This is a genomic window from Aminobacterium sp. (assembly GCF_034926885.1).
Taxonomy (GTDB): Bacteria; Synergistota; Synergistia; order Synergistales; family Aminobacteriaceae; genus Aminobacterium.
This window is the reverse complement of the sequence record NZ_JAYFQR010000009.1, coordinates 64,531-82,269: the sequence shown is the minus strand read 5'-3', so window position 1 is coordinate 82,269 and position 17,739 is coordinate 64,531. Positions and strand designations below refer to the sequence as shown.

Sequence of the window (17,739 nt, the reverse complement as noted above, 5' to 3'; positions counted from 1 at the left end):
TTTCTCTATGCATCTAGTTATTATGACACTTTTCGACGCAAGGAACAGCCTGACGATTTGAATAAGAGTTGAGATATATTCCAGCTAAAATCAACATCCCGCTGATAATTTTCACAGTGGAGAGACTTTCTCCCAAGAAGATCATTCCAAGTAGAACAGAAAGAAAAGGAGTTAGATTTAAGAAAGCAGCAGATTTACTTGCCCCTATGCTTTTTATGGAGATTTGCTGGAAAATATAACCTAGAGCAGATGCGAATACTCCAAGATACAGAATGGAGAGCCATCCCTTATATGTGGGGGTAACTTGAAGGTCAAGAGCACCAGTTATTAACAAAAGCGGAATGGTGATAATGAGAGAAAAGAGATTTTCGTAGCCCACCATAGTTATTGGAGCATAATTATTGGCGACCTTCCTACTTATGATTGTAAAAACGGCCAGGGCAAAAGAAGCTCCAACCTCATAAAGATCTCCAATGTTGAAGTTCATATGAAGCAGAGCGTGAATGTCTCCGTTTGTAATAAGAAAGATGACCCCCGAAAGAGCTATTATCAGAGCACATATATTTTTAAGTCCTAAAGGTTCTTTAAGAAAGATAAAAGCCAGAATAGCTGTCATGAACGGCGTTGTGGCAAAAATAATCGCAGCATTTGTTACTGATGTGTAGAGTAACGCAAGAAAAAAGAAAAGGTTATTTGCAAAAACGCCTGTAAAACCAAGTATAAATAATACGGGGATGTCGTGTACTGATATTTTCCATTCTTGTTTTTTTCGCAAAGCAATGACGATAAAAATAAAAATAGAAGCTATAAGAAAGCGGAAAAAAAGCAGATGTAAAGGTATGAATTCATCAACACCTAATTTACCGCAGATATATGCTCCAGCCCATAGCAATGTAGCACTTAACATGGGTAGATATGCTCCGTAGTCTTTTATAAGACGATTCATGTACGTTTTTCCTCCTGCGATTTTGCTTATGTTAAAGCAAAACATTCCGCCAGTATAGGTGTTTTAAGCAAGGAGTCAACAGGTTTTACCAAGGTCCCTCATTAGAAAATATTTCTTCTAGTTCTTCATTGTTGAAACCGAGTTCTTTACACATAAGTTCACTGTGTGGTTTAGGTTGAAGAGTGGCAGATCCGCCATAATCACTTCCAAACAAGACGTTTTTTAGGCCGAAAGCCCGAAGAGTTTTGGCTAAGTTTTGTATCTCTTCCTTTGTGGATCGTGTAAAAAAACCTTCATATTCTTTAGCTGTCGGCTCATCGATAATGGATCCTGAAATATCAACCCATATTCTGTGCTTAAGTTCAGCATTTCGATCACAGTACTCTTTAAGCTTTTGCATAATACGCTGTGTCATTTTTGGGAAACCGCCTGTTCCAAGAACGTGAGCAAATTGGACTTTCAGATTGCTGATGGGGAGTATAACATCGTCCATAAAGAGGGAAAAGCTCTCTATGTCGTATGATTTGTTTAAAGCATGGTAGTGAATAGCGACAGGCATATTATGCGTGGCAGCTTTTTGAAAGAGGTCTTTTAGCCTTTGGCGATGTTTTGCGTTTTTTACCTCGATTTGTGCCACATTGAAGTGTACTTTTAAGCCTTTCATATGTAGCTCTAAGGCGCATCGATCCACCTCTTGAAGAGCAAAGTCAAGTAGAGGGTTTATACTCGCTACAACTATTAGTCTGCCTTTGGCTAAGATTCCTTGAGAAGCAGCATAGTTGTTTTCTTCTTGCACGCGATGCACTAAGTTTGTTCGCGGAAGCAGCGGACTACCCCAAAAATATGCTCCTGAGAATGCAACCCCTTTGGCAAATTTTGCCTGATCCAGAGCGTGTACAAGTGTTTTGGTGTTTCCATCTTTTGGCTTCTCATATTCTTGCTTCTCTCGTTTGTTGTCTGAAACTAGTTCTATTTGTGGTGTTATCTTTTCCCTCATAAGTTTCTCTAATGCGCTTTTGACATTTTGGGGATAACACGACTCAAGATATGGACTCCATAGATGCATGTGGCAGTCAATATATTCTCGTGACTTGGCTTGAGACTTTGTCATTTGCTTTCTCCTTTTAAACGCGCAGTTTTGTGTTTCTTAACAGAGAAGAGAATCTAGGAAGATCTCTCTTCTCGATAGATTCGATAATATCGTGGTATATATCACATATCACGCTAAATTCCTTTTCCCCCATTTTTTGACGAAATGTCTGAGATGTATAAAGGCCCAAATATATCCACCCAATGTCACCTAGTAAATCCCATATGAAGAGCATTGTTGGGCTTTGTGCTTCTATAAATATTCTTCTATGAAAGGAGATGTCGTTTTCACGGTATGTATTGCTATTTGTATCTGATGATGATTTCCTCATTTCTTTTAAAATTTCTTCTAGATCTTTAACAAGTAGAGAGAGATTTGTTTGGTTCTCTAAAATCCATTTGAAAGCGAGTTCTTCCATTTCTGTGCGAACTTGAATAGCGTCTCGTACTTCCTCTTTAGATAGGTTGCGAATATATGTTTCTTTATATGGTATGGATTCGATTACTTTTTTCACTTTTAATTCGGCCAAAGCTTCGCGTACAACAGATTGGCTGACGTCAAGTTCTTGTGCAATCCCTACGACAGTAATCTTCTCTCCAGGTTTATATTTGCCTTCATATATTTTCCCCATTAGAAACTCTTTTACGTAATCTTTATACGTAACAGGCTTTGCTGGCATCGTAGTTTCCTCCTTGCTCATACTTTTTGAAAATGCTCACAATTTAGAACTTCTCGCTAGTTTCCTTTCAAGCAAGCCTATTCCCTGAGAAAGGGTGGAAGTTATGATGAAATAAAACACCGCTACAATGATGTACGATTCCAATACCCTAAATGTCATCATACTTACCCGTTGAGCAACGTATGTGAGATCTTCCAAAGCAAGAAGAGATACGAGAGATGATGTTTTGATTAAGGTGATCAATTGCCCAGCCAAGGCAGGTAAAACACGTCTTAAGGCCTGGGGAAAAACTACATATCTTGCTACCTGTATAGAACTCATGCCAATGGAGAATGCCGCGTCTTTTTGTCCGTTTGGAACTGCATTAATTCCAGATCGTATTATTTCGGCGACAAATGAACCTGAAAAAAAAGCAAGAATAGCTACAGATGGCCAAAATATGGTTTTATATCGAATAAGCTGTCCTATTCCGAAGTACATAAAATAAACTTGAATAAGGATTGGTGTATTCCTTATGATTTCGATATAGAAGATAGCCAGATATCGAGGAATACGAAGATGGCTTATTCTGCAAAATGCAGCTATTGTTCCTATAATAAGAGCGAAAATCATTGCCGTTAAAGAAATAAGGATTGTATTTTTCAATCCAAGAAAAAAGAGTTCTCTATATGCCAGCACGGCGGTGAAATTAAATGTCATCCTTCTCACTCCGTTCTTTTTTTTCATAATGATTAATAAAAAAATCGTGATGGTCTGGCAATCTTTTTAAAAAACATTGGATTCTGGTGTGGCTGTTATTTCCAAAGAAATGAGCAGGGGAGGAATCCGCTAAAATTTTTCCATTTTCGAGGAAGATCATTCGATGGGCGATTTGTCTGGCAAAGGCCATTTCGTGCGTCACAATGATCATCGTTGCTCCCTTTTTTGCGATATTTTTGATAACGTCAAGCACATCGCAGATCATTTCCGGATCAAGAGCTGAGGTAGGTTCATCGAAGAGAAGCAGTTGTGGCTCCATGGCAAGAGCTCTCGCTATAGCAACACGTTGCTGTTGCCCTCCAGAGAGTTCTGAAGGATACGCTTCTGTCTTTTCACCCAACCCTACAGACTGAAGCAGTTTTTTGGCACGAGTATATGCTTCTTTTTCCGATTCTTTCTTTACCTTGAGAGGTCCTAGAGCGATATTGTCAATAATATTGAGATGGGAAAAGAGGTTAAAATGCTGAAACACGACGCCAATTTTTTCGCGAATATGTCGTGTTTTTTCACTGCTTACTCCACAGAGAGGAGCTCCAGAGAGATATATTTGCCCAGTATCACATTTTTCAAGGCCGTTGATACATCGCAGAAGAGTGCTTTTTCCACAGCCACTGGGGCCGACAAGGCAGAGTATTTCTCCTTGTTGAAGAGAGAAGGATACTCCATTGAGAACTCTTTCTTTCCCAAAGGATTTATAGATATTTTCTACTCTTAAAAGAGAGTGTTTTACCATGAAAGAGGCCTGCGATTATTGCCCTTTAAGGGACGGGGATAATTCTTCCCACCACCAATGGTTGGTAAACCATTTATCGTAGTTTTCTTTATATTCAGGTGAATCCATATAATTACGTAAGTATGTGTTCAGCCATAAAAGCAAGTCTGGTTGTCCCTGTTTAATGGCGATTCCATGTCCGTTATTTGTAAGTTTTTCGTAGATGGGATAGGTTTTTTCTGGCTGGAGTAGAGAAAAATACATTGCTAGGGCTTCGTCGGCAAATACGCCATCTATTTGCTCTGCTAAAAGAGCCATGAAAGCTGTCCCTAGATGATTAAACTCTTTTACTATTGCGTTGGGACACGCTTTCTGAGCTTTTTCGACGGTAGGAGTTCCCATCATAGCGCCAAGAATGATGTCCTTTTGATTGAAATCAGCTATAGATTGAAGTTCGTTTTTATGTTTCATATTTGCCAATAAACAGTATCCGGTATGGAAATAAGGAATAGTAAAGTCTACGGCCAGGGCTCTTTTGGGGGTAATCGCCATTCCCATAATAAGCATATCAATATCACCATTTTGCAGTGAGGGAATAAGCATGTTGAATGCAGGTTGCTTTATTTCTAACTTTACGCCTAGTTCTTGAGCAATGTTTTTCATGAGTTCAATATTGTAACCAAAAAGCTCTCCATCTTTGTGTACCATTTGAAAAGGGATGTAGTCTGGAATTGTACCTACTTTAAGAACGCCAGATTTTATTATTCGATTGAGATTAGGTGTTGGATTTTCTGTCGTTGGGTAGGTGGCATAAGCCGTTTTACTGCAGAATAAGAGAGGAAGAGCAAACAATACCAATAGATAGAATTGAACTAGCCGAAACCTTACTTGTGAATTCCATACGTTGCTCATAGAGACACCTCCTGTTTAAATATTCTGATTTAATCATATTATAGATTATCGATAATAGAGTCAAGTATACAAATCTAGTCAAATGTTGGTGAAGATGGCAGAGTGTATGCAGTTGATACGAATAGAAAATATTTAAATTTTGTAGAAAGGCAAGCAAGGAAGAGAGCGTTGAGTAATGTGGTAACTGTTTTAGGAGGAAATCATGGATTTGACTTACCAGATATCACCATATGGAGTGGTTGTTATTATTGATCATGTTTCATCACTCTTTGGTCTTGCTAGCTTTCCTAATATGTTAGTAGAAAGTTTCATTTATCTCAGTAAATATTATAAAAAAGTTTCATTTGGAAAATGGATTACTCTCTCTGTATAAAACTAACAAGAAAGCCCCAAAATAATATATTTTTTATGCAGAAAGAATAATAAGTAAAAATTTTTTATAGTAAAAAAGCATTTTGCTATAAAAAAATATAAAAAAGAAATGATTCTTTGTTTCCGTTAAAAGTTTATCATTACCCCCTAAGAGGATAGTCCAAATTATTAAATGTAATAAGGGGGTACTTGTTATGCTTTTTAGTAGAAAAAAAGAATATGATGAGTGTATATCTTTGTTGGATGAGCAGGAGGTCATTGAATTCCTTTCTGAATTAATTCAAGTGAATAGTTCTAACCCTCCAGGCAATGAAATAAACGTAGCCTACAAAGTTCATGAGAAACTAAAAAGTTATGGGATAAGTTCAGAAATATGGGAATTAAATCAAAGCAATCGCGCTAATTTAATGGCAAAAATTGGAAATAATTCTAATGGTCCAAATCTTGTTTATAGCGGGCATTATGATGTTGTTCCTGCTGGAGAAGGATGGAAGCATGCTCCTTTTGGTGCAGTAATAGAAGGAGACTTAATGTATGGCCGCGGAACCAGTGACATGAAAGCTGGTGTTACCGCGATGACTTTAGCTATGTGTATTCTTAAAAAAGCTAGAATTGAATTAAAAGGTTCTTTGAGTTTATTGGGGACGTCTGGAGAAGAAGTGGACCTTTATGGCTCAAGAGCGTATGTAGAAAAATATGGAGCAGATGGCATCGATGCCATTGCTATAAGTGAGGCAAGTAATGGCACTGTTTTTGTCGCTGAAAAAGGTACATTGTGGCTCAAGTTCATTTCAAAAGGGAAAAGGGCTCATGGTGGACAACCTAAACAAGGAGTTAATGCACTAACAAATATGATTGAATTTATGAATCAGCTTAAAGACCTTAAATTCAAGGAGATGGAAAATACCTATCTTTCCGCCCCCACTTTTAGCCTTACAACGATGCATGCTGGAGATCTCACTAATATTATTCCTGACAGATGTGAAGCTAAAGTTGATATAAGGACAATTCCAGGGAATGATCATGCTGCACTTCTTGCTCAAATTGATGCCATAATAGAAAAGTTAAAATCGCAAAATAAAGACATGGATATAACGTATGAAATTCTGCATAATCTCTTGCCTATTGAAACAAATCCTAACAACCCTCTAGTAAAAAGTGCTGAGAATTCATATGAGCAGCTTTTTTCAAAAAAACCAGATTTACAAGGTGTTGTGTATTACACAGATGCAGTGCCATTTCGTGAAATTAATCCTGAAATACCTGTCATTATTTATGGCCCAGGGAATTTTACAAGGAATCATAAGATTGACGAATACGTTGAACTTTCTAGTGTTATTGATGCCACTAAGTTCTACATTGCTTTAGCTCTGGATTATCTTTCTTAATGGCGATTTGTTTGTTCTTTCTTGGGAGGTGAATGTTGATAATGCCAGATTATTTAGAAGTAGCCAATGAATGGGGTTTCTGGGTTATTGGTATTGTTATGGTTAGTATCGTTGTTTTCCAATCCATTATTTTTATGAAAAAAGCATGGTTTACTGGTTTGGAAATGGGGCTTAGACCAGAGCAACTGAAGAGTGGACTCCGTTCGGCAGTAATTTCATCATTAGGTCCATCATTTGCTGTTCTTATCGGTATGGTTGCTCTTATTGCTATTATAGGGGCTCCGATGGCATGGATGAGACTTTCTGTTATAGGAGCAGTGATGTATGAAGGTTATGCTGCTGAATGTGGAGCTCAGGTGTTAGGTACATCTGTGGGGTCTGAAGGATACGGAGTGCTAGAGTTTGCAAACTCATTATGGGTTATTGCTTTGGGATCTTGTGGATGGTTGTTAATTACGGGGCTTTTTACCCACAAACTAGATGGATTAAGGTCTCGCATTGTAGGGAAGAGACAGGATCTTTTACCCGTAATATCGATAGGTGCTATTTTGGGTGCTTTTGGGTTTCAGGTGTCAAAAGCTCTTGTTACTGTCGGTCGTCCTAGTATTGCTGCTATTGTGGCTGCTTTGACAATGGTAGTGATGCAGATAGTTGCGGATAAATTGGGTAAGAGATGGCTTAAAGAGTGGTCCTTAGGTGTCGCCATGGCTTTAGGTATGTTCTCCGCAGTCCTTTTTTAGGAGAGGTGAGCAAAAATGTCACAGAAAGAGATTTTCTTAGAAAAATTCCAAAAACCAATTGTTTTCTGGGGGATATTGACATGTCTGTTTGCTTTTTTGTTGAGTTTTTCCCCTCCCCTTTATATTTTTGCAAAATATAATATTATGCCTCCGTTGCAGGCCATAATCTCTGGTTTTGCCTTAATTTTTGCTTACTCTGGTCCATTATGGTTTGTTGAACCTTTGGCATATTTCCCTATTTTGGGGGTTCCTGGAACCTATATGTCTTTCCTTTCTGGTAACATTTCCAATGTCAGACTTCCTTGTTCTGCCCTTGCTCAAGAGGCAGCTGGAGTGGAAGAGGGTTCTTATGAAGGGGCTATTTTATCTACCTTGGGTATTGGGGTTTCCATATTGATAAACATTTTTATTCTAACAATTGGAATTGGCTTAGGTGCAAAGCTTGTTGCTAGTTTTCCACCTCTTGTATTAGAGGCATTTAAGTATATTCTTCCGGCTATTTTTGGAGGGGTTTTTGGAAGCTTTGTCATTCGAGATTTTAAGCTTGGAGTCATTGCACTTGTTTTAGGTATTATTGCACTTAAGCTTGGTTGGTTTCCTATATGGATCACAATTCCCTTATGTGTCTTTGGAACAGTTTTATTTGGAATAATGCTTCAAAATAAGAAAGTAGCATTATAAATGTTTAAAGGCCTCCTTCGAAAAAGTTCCATAAAGGAGGCCTTTGTAATATTAAATTTTCGATTTATATACTTAAGTTATTGTTCATATAGTAAATGATTAAAGAGAAAAGAATATTAACCCTTTGTTCATGATTGTCGATGTCGAGATCGATAAGTTCATGTATTTTGTCAACTCGATATTTCATTGTATTGTAGTGAATGTGAAGTTTCTGTGCTGCCTTATTCAATGACCAGTTATTTTTTACGAGACAATTTAACGTTGGTAAAAGGGGATAAGATTTGTTTTTTAAATCATAATCGATAAGTTTTCCTAAATGAGATTGATAGAATGCCACTGCCGGATTAGTGTCATATATAGGATTAAGTACTCTGTATATTCCAGTATCCTCCCAAAAAAGGATTTTATCCTTCTGGGAAATGCTACGAGCAAATTGGACAGCACTGCGGGCTTCTTCAAAACTTTCATGACATTGAAAAACACTTTCTTTTATAGATCCGAGTCCTATGGTGACCGTAGTACCGCTTTCGGTTGTTATCTTTTTTTGGATTGATGAGAGGAATTTAGAGAATTCCTCTTTATTAAAACTTTTTTTGTCTTCACCAATGCATAATAAGAAAACAACAGAATCACTCATTGTAACGTACGGAATCTTTGGAAATTTGGATTCCATCATAGCAATTGCAATGCTGAAAATACGTTCTCTTAGCGATTCATGTTTGCTTTCTCCTTTAGTATCTAGAAGAGTATTGAAATTATCAATATCAAACGCTATTACCTTAACAAAGCCCAAAAAGTCCCATCCAAAAATTTTAGCTCTATTCCAAACTTCATGGGCATATTTGACATTGTGAAAAAGAAGGTCATGAACAAATACACTTTTATATTGTTTTTCTGTTTCGTGAGATGAAATTCTCTTCTTTATAGCGAGAAGAAGGGCTGTCCTTGCGTCTTCAATTGCAGCTTTATAATTATCAAAATTCATTTTTTCTTTTTCAGCGTTGAGTAAGATGTATCCGTATATTTTATCTTCCGATGCCACAATTTCATTAGGAAACATCCGAAGCAATTCCGATAATGACGAGTTTAGAACGTTTTGTTTGAAACCTTCATCTTTGGAGAAAATATTCGTTATGCCTGCTGAAACCTCGTGAAACGCAATATCCGTTTGTAAAAAATACCCAAGAGCAGACAAAATCTCTTCTACGCCACCTCCGTGGGCGATGAGATCAAAAAATGATCGATGTATGGTTTCTGAGTAGCGCAGATTATCCACTTCTTTGTGAAATAGTTTCGATATTATAGGGTTAAAGACATCGCAAAAAGTGAATTGGACAGGTATATGAAGTAGCGGAAAGTCAAGTTCATCTGCTTTTTGAATAACTTCTGCAGGAATTTCATTGAGAAAACGATGTACTTTTATTCCAAAAGCAGCAGCATTTACGCTATTCATATCTTGTATCAGTTGTTTTAACTTTAGTGGGTTTTCACGGATAACGTAACCACTGGTGATCAGCAGTTCACCACCATGAAGCCAATTTAGGATATCAGGCGCATCCATAACAGTAACTTTTGTGACGACTCTATTGAGACCTTTTTCTCCTGCAATAACCTTAACGCCCTTAAGTTCAGGAAAAAATAATATTTCCCTTACGGTTAAAGACAATCTATGGAGCACCTCTTTCCATAAAAACAAGTAGTTTTAAAAGACGAAATAGCATAGTATCATATTTTCTTCCAGGTAAGTTTTTCCCTTAATCTCCCTACGATTTCTTTCTTACCAAGTTTATTGATAAAAGCCTGTTTTCTACGTCTCTTTCAATTGTTACCTCATCTGTCATAATTCCTACAAGATGAAGTTCAGCATCTGTATCACTCTCTCCTGATAGACTCCAGTACATTTCCTCAAGTTCGTAGTTCCGAGGTTGGCAAAGCAAGTTTTTTACTCGCTCAAGTCGTTCATCTGGCAGGTAACGATATGTTCCTGTAATGTGAATTCTGAAAGCATCCGGATCTTCTTGAATATCCAGTTGAATCTTTTCACATTTTAGGAAGGTAAGAAAATCGTTAATCAGTTCCCCTGCCATCTTCGTCACTCGTATCCGTTCATGTTTCATTTTTATTTTCACCTCCGGCAAAGGTTTCGATTAATGGAAGTAGCACAGCGGCAACTAGTCCACCTGAAAAGCCATTATTGTAAAGGTTAAATCCAGAATGGAGTATACCGACATTTAAAACGACAGATGAATGAACAAAACCGGCAAGAAGTCCGTATTTCCATCCGAATTCACCGCTTATAGGTGCAAGAGTAGTGCCAAAGAGAGCTGCAAGTTGTATAGCTGGTTCAGCAAGGCTCCAATGTTTCGTTGCTGCACCCAAAATAATTCCGGCAAGCACGGGAATTGTATTTCGTGGGTGTTTCCCAAAAGCGCTAAAACCTACAACTGTAAGAATCCCCCCAATAGTGGGGCCGTTAAGATTTCCCCTGATAGCAATAATGTAGAAAGTTGTTATTATCCCCATAAGGCCCATATTAAAAAGAGCGGAGCCCCATCCTTCTAGGATTACAAAATCTGAAACTGCTCTTCCACTATACCCCATAATCCACTTTATTCTGTTCCATCGGGGTAAGAAGAAAGAAAAGATAATAAGCGTTGAAAAAAGTATGATGAGAAAGCTGCCAAAAAGAAGATTGTTGCCAGTAGTCCATATAATTCGGGATTCAACTAAAAGACCATATGAGCGCAAAATAGAAACATATACTGTTCCGAGAGCACCTGCCACAAAACCTACGTTATAGAGGTTGTACCCCTGGTGAAAACGTAGAAAGGCAGTGGAAAGAGGAGGGAGAATAATGCCTATGGAGAGTCCTATTAAGATACTTGCAATAAGACGAATAGGTAATGCTGAGAACAAGTCTCCAAATAAGAGAAGGCTCACGAGGGGAGCCAATGCTGTTCCAAAAAGCGCTATGTAAATATATCTGGAGAAGGGTTCCTTTTGATGTTTTGAGAAAAGGTACACCCCTGCCAATATTGGCCATACATTCAGTATGTTTTTCCCGAATAGGGCAAAACCTGATACAGTAAGTAGTGCAGCAATAGAAATTCCGGTTATTTGGGTGCCTGACAAGAAAAGAAGAACGACCATGAATAAAGTCAATAGACCGCTGTTAAAAAAGGCAGCGCCTATTCCCCCTACACCGATGTAGTCACTTATGAGGTAGTCTGGATCTTGAATGATAGCAAGCAAGCCTTTGAATATGTCGCTGGGGGAAGTTGTGATAAAAGCAAAAGCAATGAACAGGAAGCAGTAAATGCACATTCCTACGTATGGGCCATAACGTATGTGCTGCAAGGGTTCTTTTTTCTTGACGAATTTGAACAATGTGTTCTCCTCTCTTTCTGCAAAAAAGCAGGGAGTATAGCCATGTTCCCTCTGCCTTTTGGGAGATTATTTTAACTTTTCTTCTACTGATTGTATTTTACCTTCCATAGTGAGTTCTTTGTCCCGACGTTCATCTATTTTTAATGATGTAGAGACTCGTAATGCCCCATTTTTGAAAGGAATTTCATGTACAGCTCGTACGGCTTTGAGTACCTCATCAAGGTCTCCTTCAAGAATAGTTCCCATCGGCGTCAAAAGGCGTTTTAAGTTAAATGTAGCAAGAACCTTTTCCACATCAGCAACATAATGACTTACGCTGGGGGTTCCTGTTCCCAAGGGAACGACTACCAGTTCTGCAATAACTTTTCCCATAATTTCACCTTCTTTCTTATTTTTTCTCTAGAGGTGTTCGATGGGCCATGTCCTTTAATATTTGAAGCTCCTCTGGAGTTATATCCTTAGAAATGTATCCGCAGTAGGCTGTATTATTTTGATAAAGAGGTTCGTCTTGTAATTCAGGATGCTCTTTGGCGCTGATCTCGAACATTGCTGTTCCAGGAATAGGAGAGAATTCCGCCGTTTTAGCAACAGCCCCAAAGGAATGTACAAAATCTATGGCTTTTTTAACACTTTCAAAATGTTGTCCAGGTAAACCTATGAGAATATATGTTTCAATATCTTCATGAGTATATCCTGCCCTGAGTAGGTTTTCTACAGCTTTGACGTATTGATGCTCTGAAACTTTCCCTGAACTAGCTTTTTGTATAACAGGGTCAGTGCTTTCTAGACTTAAGCGTATAGTTTTAAATCCCGTATCAAATAATATTTTTGCGCATTTTTCGTCAATTTCTCTTACGTGTAGCCCATTGGGTGTGTGAAAACGGAGGTTAGGAAAATGATGTCGTAAGGCATTGCATAACGGATAAAAATGAGCTTCTTTGTTAATGAGAAGAGCATCGTCGTAAAAAGCCATATCATGAACAGAAGGAATTCTTTCCTGATAAGAAATCTCCTGTATAATCTCTTCTGCCGGTCGTTGATAGTACTTGGGCCAGAGTATTTTCGATGCGCAATATTTACACTGTAATGGGCAGCCCCACGATGTCATAAGGACTCCGTATTCAGGCTTGTCATATAGGTCGAGGGCTGGATAAGAACATTCAATATGGAGTGGTTTTGTTTGAACTCCATCTGCTCCAAGAGAGTGCGCGTGTTCAGAACAAAGCTGGGCGTATATACCTCCAAGTATTACAGGGGAATGTGGAAATATCTCTTTTATGTGTTTCAAGCACCATTGAATTCCTGGATACCAATATGTCATTCCTGATGTGAGAAAGATAAAATCAGGGGTGGGGATTTGAGATAATCTCTGAATAAAAGCTTCTTTTGTCATGCCAAAATGGTAGTATTTTCTCGGTATATGAGCATAAGGAAGTGGTTTCTTTACCTGTTTTCGCAGAGGTTTGTATCTGCCGTATGTTTTAGGTGTTTGACGGCCTTCGTAAATACAGTCAATGAGGTAGACTGAATTATCTTGTCTGCGGAGGGTTTCCAAAATATACAAAAGCCCCAGCGGCTTTGCCCAAAAATCGAAATAAGCAAAGTCGAATACTGGAGGATTAATTCCTAAAATAGTTTTGTCGTGAAGATTATGTAAAAGTCTGCTATAGTCTTCCATTGCAAAGAGAGTATAGCAGATAAAACTAAGTGATGAGAGATAATATCTGTTCAGGGAGTGAATATAGAATGGGACGTATAGATTTTGAACGGGGATTTTTAGCTGCACTTGCAGCCCTTGTATCTTGGGGATTGCTCCCTATTTATTGGAAACAGTTGGAAGGTTTGGTACCCCTGCAGATTTTGTGTCATCGTATTATCTGGTCTCTTCTTTTTGTTATGCTTATAATCACAATGCAGAAGAAATGGGGGGCTGTTCGCAAGACCTTTAAATCTCCCAAACTTATTTTGCTACTTATGATAAGCGGACTCACGATTGGAGCAAATTGGTTTGTTTATATTTGGGCCGTTAATTCTGATAGAGTGATTGAAGCAAGTTTGGGGTATTACGTTAATCCTCTTGTGAGCGTATTTCTAGGAGTAATTTTCCTTAAAGAAAAACTGGGGAGTCTTCAATGGATGGCAATTTTTCTTGCAACAGCTGCCATTCTCTATCAAATTATTCATATCGGTGTAGTTCCTCTTGCTGCTTTGAGTCTTGCCTTTACCTTCGGTTTTTATGGCTTAATACGCAAAATAGCAGAAGTGGAATCTTTGGTAGGGATTTTTATAGAAACCTTGTTTTTAATTCTGCCAGCTTCATTTTATCTTTTTGTGTATCTTTCTGATGTTCCCTTTCTTGCAGGTCAAACTTCAATGCAGAATATATGGCTTATAGGGACTGGCGTTATAACGTCTTTACCTCTTATTGGCTTTGCCTATGGTGCGCGTCGTTTGCCTTTGAGCTTCTTGGGGATTATGCAATATATACCTCCCACACTATCGTTTTTGTTGGGGTATTTCCTTTACAAAGAACCTTTTACTATGCCTCAGTTCATTACTTTTATCTGTGTATGGATTGCTTTAGTGATGTTTACAGTCGATAATGTTAGACAATGGAGGAAAATTCAACGTTCTAATCGACGTGTTGTATAATATTAATTGAAGAGAACGAGAAAAGGAGCGTTTTTTTATGGGGATCGTGAGTATTGGTAATCTCGAAGAGGGAATGGTTCTCAAAGATGATGTATATGCTCCTAACGGTCGTTTTATTCTTGGTCAAGGGACGGTTCTCCGAGCTAAATACATTAAGATGTTTAAAATATGGGGTGTTAACGAAGCAGATATCAATGGGGTAGACGATCAGGAAATTATTCTGAAGCGAGTTGTAGAAGAAGAAAAACAACAGAGGGCAGAGCTTGAAGTCCGTTCATATTTTCCTGAAGAAGATTTATGGACACCAGAGATGAGAGAGCTTTTTGACTTACGTGTGTCCAGAGAATCTACTTTACTTGATTTCCCATCTGAGTATGAAAAAGAATATGGAAAAAAGACAGAAGTAGTTATCCTTGATTTCGATAATTTAAGTTTGTCTCGCCCTTCTCTACAAGAATTACTAACAAGCCAGGTTCGGCTTTTTTCTCTTCCCGATATCTATTTTAAAATTAGAGATGTTCTTAACTCTCCTGTAAGTTCGGCAATTCATATAGCTAAAGTTGTTGGTACAGATCCCAGTCTGACAGTTCGACTTTTACGGCTGGTGAACAGCTCTTTTTATGGTTTCCCTTCTCCGATTCAATCTGTTTCTCGGGCTGTTGCCATTGTAGGAACCAATGAACTTACCACTCTTGCTCTTGCTATCTCTACCATGAGTGTTTTTAAACATATTCCAGCTGATCTTGTTGATATGAAGTCTTTTTGGAAGCACTCTATAATGTGTGGAATTTTCTCTAGATTATTGGCTTATATGAAGCGAGTGCCATCTGAAGAGCGTTTTTTTCTTGCAGGATTATTACATGATATAGGACGCGTCGTTTTGTATACAAAACTGCCGCAACATATGACATTTGCCATAAGGGAGGCCAGGACGAAAAAAATACCTCTTCTGGAAGCAGAGAGGAAATATCTTGGCTTTGACCATGCCGATTTAGGACGAATGTTGCTTCAACAATGGAATATCCCAGAACCTATACGTGTACTGGTAGGAAGTCATCACCGTCCTCTTGAAGCAGAGAACATAGAGGAGGCTTCTATCATTTGTGTTGCGGATGTTTTGGCTAATGCAGTTCGCCTTGGGACAAGCGGTAACTTTGTTGTTCCTGCGCCTTCTCATGACGTGTGGGAGCAACTAGAACTTTCGCAAGGATCTCTTGAAAGCATTCTCGTACAAGGAGAGAGACAAATAGCAGAAATTATGAAAATATTTTTGGTGGCGTAAAGGAAACGAAAGGAATAATAATGACACCCTACGACAAAATAAAAGCTTTAGAGAAGAAGATAAATGATCTTACCAGTGAAAGAAACACTGTTCAGCAGGTGCTTGAGGCTGCTGTTAGTTCTGCTGGTTTTACATCGGGATTAAGTCGTTCTATTGATATTAAAACTATTCTTGAACAGACTGCAGCTCGAGTTCGTTCTTTTATTCGAATTAAGGGAGTGGCTTTTTATCTTTTTTCAGAAGATGGTCTCGATTTTCCTTGTTATTATTGTGATCCAGATAGATTTTTACCCTTTATAGAGCGAGAAAAAGAGGTTTTGATAGAAGATCATACAATAGCATGGACTATTGACAGAAACAGGCCCATAATACTTTCGTCATCTCAAAATGAAGAACATATATTGCTTCATACGATCATGAGCCAAGGGCGTTCTTTAGGCTTATTGATTGGAATTCTTGATGAGGATCCATCTCAAATTTTAGATATATCATATGCGTTCTTAACGGTAGCGTTGAATTCCACTGCAAGTATCTTGCGTGATGCTGAGTATTATCGGTTGATTCAAAATTTAAATGAAGAACTTAAACAAAAAGTTGCTAAGCTGGAACAGTCTGAACAGCAATTGGAATTGGCAGTTCACGCTAAAGACCGTTTTTTAGCAAATGTAAGTCACGAAATTCGAACCCCAATGAATGCGATTCTTGGCATGGCACGTCTTTTACTTGATTCAAATCTTGCTGAAGAGCCTCAAGAAATGACACGTATTATCTTTAAGGAAGCAGAGAGTTTACTTCATCTTATAAATGATATTCTTGATTTTTCGAAAATAGAGGCTGGAAAAATAGAGATGGAGCGAGTTCCTTTCAGCGTTAATAGACTTGTAAAAGAGAGCTTAAAGGGAATTCAGCCTCTTATGGAACAAAAATGTATCGATCTTCGTTTGTCTATAGATAAGGATGTGCCTCCTATATGTGTAGGAGATCCGAGTCGTATTCGTCAAGTTCTTTCAAACTTACTCAGTAACGCTTTGAAATTTACCCATAAAGGATATATTGCCCTTAGTATTTCTTTGCCAGAAGACAATGGATTTACACATAAGCTTGCTTTCAGAATAGAAGATACCGGCGTTGGCATCCCAGAGAATCAATTTTCCAAGCTATTCCATTCCTTTACTCAGATTGATGCTTCTACAAGCAGAAAATATGGAGGAACGGGATTGGGGCTTGCAATTGCTAAAGAGTTAATTGAGCTTATGGGAGGAGAGATCGGAGTAGAGAGCCGGGTGGGAAAAGGCTCTGTATTTTGGTTTACTATACCTTTTGAGCAGGTCGAAGATGGAAGTGTCGAATTTGTAACAGAAGAGGAGCATTTTACGGACGAAGTATTACCGATGCAACCGCTAGACAAGCGGTTTAAAATTCTAGTCGTAGAGGATTCAGAAACAAACAGAAGAGTTGCAGTTGGTTTTTTAAATAAAATCGGCTGTGATGCAGATGCAGTAGAAAGTGGAAAAGAAGCACTTGAGGCTCTTTCCCAAAAAACGTACGATTTAATACTTATGGATATTCAAATGCCAGAAATGGATGGCATAGAGACAACTCAGAGAATACGAATGGGGTTTGATGATGGGACATATAGAAAAATTCCTATAATAGCGATGACTGCTAATGCGCAGGCAAGTGAAAGAGAGCGTTGCCTACGTGATGGGCTTATGGACGGGTATCTTACTAAACCAGTAATGCTTCATGAGTTATCCTCTGTTTTGAGAAAAAACTTGAGACAAAAGGATAAGATTGTTTTTCATAAAGAAAGGTTACTTGAACGGCTAGCAAATGACCAGAATTTGTTAGTTGAAATAATAAAGTCGTTCAGAAGAGACCTTCCATCTCTTCAAAAGTCTTTGAAAGAAGCTATAGATAAGGAAGATTGCCAGCAAATTTCTCGAGTTGCTCACACGTTGCGAGGTGCCGCTCTTAATGTAGGTGCAGATGAAATTGCATATGAAGCTGAAAGATTAGAAAAAAATGAGGCGTTATCCCTTTCTATGGAAGATGTGAAAAAAAACTGGTTAGAAGTGGATCAGGCGATACTTATTTTTATGAAAGGTACAGAGGAGCCTGATTATTTACTCAAATGAG

Annotated in this window: 17 protein-coding genes; 6 read left to right on the top strand and 11 right to left on the bottom strand. The window is 38.3% G+C overall.

Translation table 11 applies throughout. The annotated features are described in order from the left end of the window. Positions 1–13 precede the first annotated feature (13 nt). From VB083_RS05305 to VB083_RS05280, 6 genes are all read right to left on the bottom strand, one after another. Positions 14–946, bottom strand: a complete 933-nt coding sequence (locus VB083_RS05305; protein WP_213691276.1) for a DMT family transporter — start codon at positions 944–946, stop codon at positions 14–16. Positions 947–1,031: 85 nt separating this feature from the next. Next, the gene (locus tag VB083_RS05300) at positions 1,032–2,057 is read right to left on the bottom strand and encodes an amidohydrolase family protein (protein WP_323401827.1); all 1,026 of its coding nucleotides are present in this window, start codon (positions 2,055–2,057) and stop codon (positions 1,032–1,034) included. A 13-nt stretch (positions 2,058–2,070) separates the two neighbouring features. Continuing rightward, positions 2,071–2,715 carry a GntR family transcriptional regulator gene (locus tag VB083_RS05295; RefSeq protein ID WP_213691278.1) on the bottom strand — a complete coding sequence of 215 codons (645 nt, stop codon included), beginning with the start codon at positions 2,713–2,715 and terminating at the stop codon, positions 2,071–2,073. A gap of 36 nt (positions 2,716–2,751) precedes the next feature. Beyond that, positions 2,752–3,414, bottom strand: coding sequence for an amino acid ABC transporter permease (locus tag VB083_RS05290; protein ID WP_307879562.1), 663 nt, complete (start codon positions 3,412–3,414; stop codon positions 2,752–2,754). Continuing rightward, a complete protein-coding gene (locus VB083_RS05285; RefSeq protein ID WP_323401826.1) occupies positions 3,404–4,207 on the bottom strand; it encodes an amino acid ABC transporter ATP-binding protein in 804 nt (267 codons plus the stop codon). Before VB083_RS05285 ends, VB083_RS05290 begins: the two co-directional genes overlap by 11 nt. 15 nt (positions 4,208–4,222) lie before the next feature. Continuing rightward, positions 4,223–5,098, bottom strand: a complete 876-nt coding sequence (locus tag VB083_RS05280; protein WP_213691281.1) for an ABC transporter substrate-binding protein — start codon at positions 5,096–5,098, stop codon at positions 4,223–4,225. Between the two features lie 566 nt (positions 5,099–5,664). Here VB083_RS05280 and VB083_RS05275 point away from each other — a divergent pair. The 3 genes from VB083_RS05275 to VB083_RS05265 are packed head-to-tail and all read left to right on the top strand — an operon-like array spanning position 5,665 to position 8,279. Continuing rightward, positions 5,665–6,858, top strand: coding sequence for a M20 family metallopeptidase (locus VB083_RS05275; protein ID WP_213691283.1), 1,194 nt, complete (start codon positions 5,665–5,667; stop codon positions 6,856–6,858). Between the two features lie 41 nt (positions 6,859–6,899). Then, entirely contained in the window at positions 6,900–7,598 is a 699-nt protein-coding gene (locus tag VB083_RS05270) for a DUF5058 family protein (RefSeq protein WP_213691284.1), read from the top strand. 15 nt (positions 7,599–7,613) lie between these two features. Continuing rightward, positions 7,614–8,279, top strand: coding sequence for a hypothetical protein (locus tag VB083_RS05265; RefSeq protein WP_213691285.1), 666 nt, complete (start codon positions 7,614–7,616; stop codon positions 8,277–8,279). 64 nt (positions 8,280–8,343) lie between these two features. On the opposite strand, the gene VB083_RS05260 is transcribed toward VB083_RS05265, so the two are convergent. The 5 genes from VB083_RS05260 to VB083_RS05240 form a co-directional block, all read right to left on the bottom strand. Next, complete coding sequence (locus VB083_RS05260; RefSeq protein WP_213691286.1) at positions 8,344–9,945, bottom strand: PucR family transcriptional regulator; 1,602 nt, start codon at positions 9,943–9,945, stop codon at positions 8,344–8,346. A 97-nt stretch (positions 9,946–10,042) separates the two neighbouring features. Then, positions 10,043–10,396, bottom strand: a complete 354-nt coding sequence (locus tag VB083_RS05255) for a hypothetical protein (RefSeq protein WP_213691287.1) — start codon at positions 10,394–10,396, stop codon at positions 10,043–10,045. Continuing rightward, on the bottom strand, positions 10,386–11,666 hold the full coding sequence (locus VB083_RS05250) for a DUF1576 domain-containing protein (RefSeq protein WP_213691288.1): 1,281 nt from the start codon (positions 11,664–11,666) through the stop codon (positions 10,386–10,388). The genes VB083_RS05255 and VB083_RS05250 overlap by 11 nt, the downstream gene beginning before the upstream one ends. A gap of 66 nt (positions 11,667–11,732) precedes the next feature. Continuing rightward, positions 11,733–12,038 carry an MTH1187 family thiamine-binding protein gene (locus VB083_RS05245; protein WP_213691289.1) on the bottom strand — a complete coding sequence of 102 codons (306 nt, stop codon included), beginning with the start codon at positions 12,036–12,038 and terminating at the stop codon, positions 11,733–11,735. Between the two features lie 16 nt (positions 12,039–12,054). After that, positions 12,055–13,221 carry a radical SAM protein gene (locus tag VB083_RS05240; protein WP_323401825.1) on the bottom strand — a complete coding sequence of 389 codons (1,167 nt, stop codon included), beginning with the start codon at positions 13,219–13,221 and terminating at the stop codon, positions 12,055–12,057. Between the two features lie 191 nt (positions 13,222–13,412). Between VB083_RS05240 and rarD the strand changes: the two genes are divergently transcribed. The 3 genes from rarD to VB083_RS05225 are packed head-to-tail and all read left to right on the top strand — an operon-like array spanning position 13,413 to position 17,738. Next, positions 13,413–14,318: an EamA family transporter RarD gene (gene rarD / locus VB083_RS05235; RefSeq protein WP_323401824.1), complete on the top strand. Its 906-nt coding sequence runs from the start codon at positions 13,413–13,415 to the stop codon at positions 14,316–14,318. Positions 14,319–14,355: 37 nt separating this feature from the next. Continuing rightward, positions 14,356–15,600, top strand: a complete 1,245-nt coding sequence (locus tag VB083_RS05230; protein WP_213699351.1) for an HDOD domain-containing protein — start codon at positions 14,356–14,358, stop codon at positions 15,598–15,600. Between the two features lie 20 nt (positions 15,601–15,620). Beyond that, complete coding sequence (locus VB083_RS05225; RefSeq protein ID WP_213696028.1) at positions 15,621–17,738, top strand: ATP-binding protein; 2,118 nt, start codon at positions 15,621–15,623, stop codon at positions 17,736–17,738. Position 17,739 lies beyond the last annotated feature (1 nt).

Bases quoted from the DNA above. Each gene is read 5' to 3' on its own strand.
- VB083_RS05265 (WP_213691285.1), top strand. From the start codon at position 7,614: ATGTCACAGAAAGAGATTTTCTTAGAAAAATTCCAAAAACCAATTGTT.
- rarD (WP_323401824.1), top strand. From the start codon at position 13,413: ATGGGACGTATAGATTTTGAACGGGGATTTTTAGCTGCACTTGCAGCC.
- VB083_RS05285 (WP_323401826.1), bottom strand. From the start codon at position 4,207: ATGGTAAAACACTCTCTTTTAAGAGTAGAAAATATCTATAAATCCTTT.
- VB083_RS05245 (WP_213691289.1), bottom strand. From the start codon at position 12,038: ATGGGAAAAGTTATTGCAGAACTGGTAGTCGTTCCCTTGGGAACAGGA.
- VB083_RS05270 (WP_213691284.1), top strand. From the start codon at position 6,900: ATGCCAGATTATTTAGAAGTAGCCAATGAATGGGGTTTCTGGGTTATT.
- VB083_RS05230 (WP_213699351.1), top strand. From the start codon at position 14,356: ATGGGGATCGTGAGTATTGGTAATCTCGAAGAGGGAATGGTTCTCAAA.
- VB083_RS05275 (WP_213691283.1), top strand. From the start codon at position 5,665: ATGCTTTTTAGTAGAAAAAAAGAATATGATGAGTGTATATCTTTGTTG.
- VB083_RS05280 (WP_213691281.1), bottom strand. From the start codon at position 5,098: ATGAGCAACGTATGGAATTCACAAGTAAGGTTTCGGCTAGTTCAATTC.
- VB083_RS05290 (WP_307879562.1), bottom strand. From the start codon at position 3,414: ATGACATTTAATTTCACCGCCGTGCTGGCATATAGAGAACTCTTTTTT.
- VB083_RS05255 (WP_213691287.1), bottom strand. From the start codon at position 10,396: ATGAAACATGAACGGATACGAGTGACGAAGATGGCAGGGGAACTGATT.
- VB083_RS05295 (WP_213691278.1), bottom strand. From the start codon at position 2,715: ATGCCAGCAAAGCCTGTTACGTATAAAGATTACGTAAAAGAGTTTCTA.
- VB083_RS05300 (WP_323401827.1), bottom strand. From the start codon at position 2,057: ATGACAAAGTCTCAAGCCAAGTCACGAGAATATATTGACTGCCACATG.
- VB083_RS05305 (WP_213691276.1), bottom strand. From the start codon at position 946: ATGAATCGTCTTATAAAAGACTACGGAGCATATCTACCCATGTTAAGT.
- VB083_RS05225 (WP_213696028.1), top strand. From the start codon at position 15,621: ATGACACCCTACGACAAAATAAAAGCTTTAGAGAAGAAGATAAATGAT.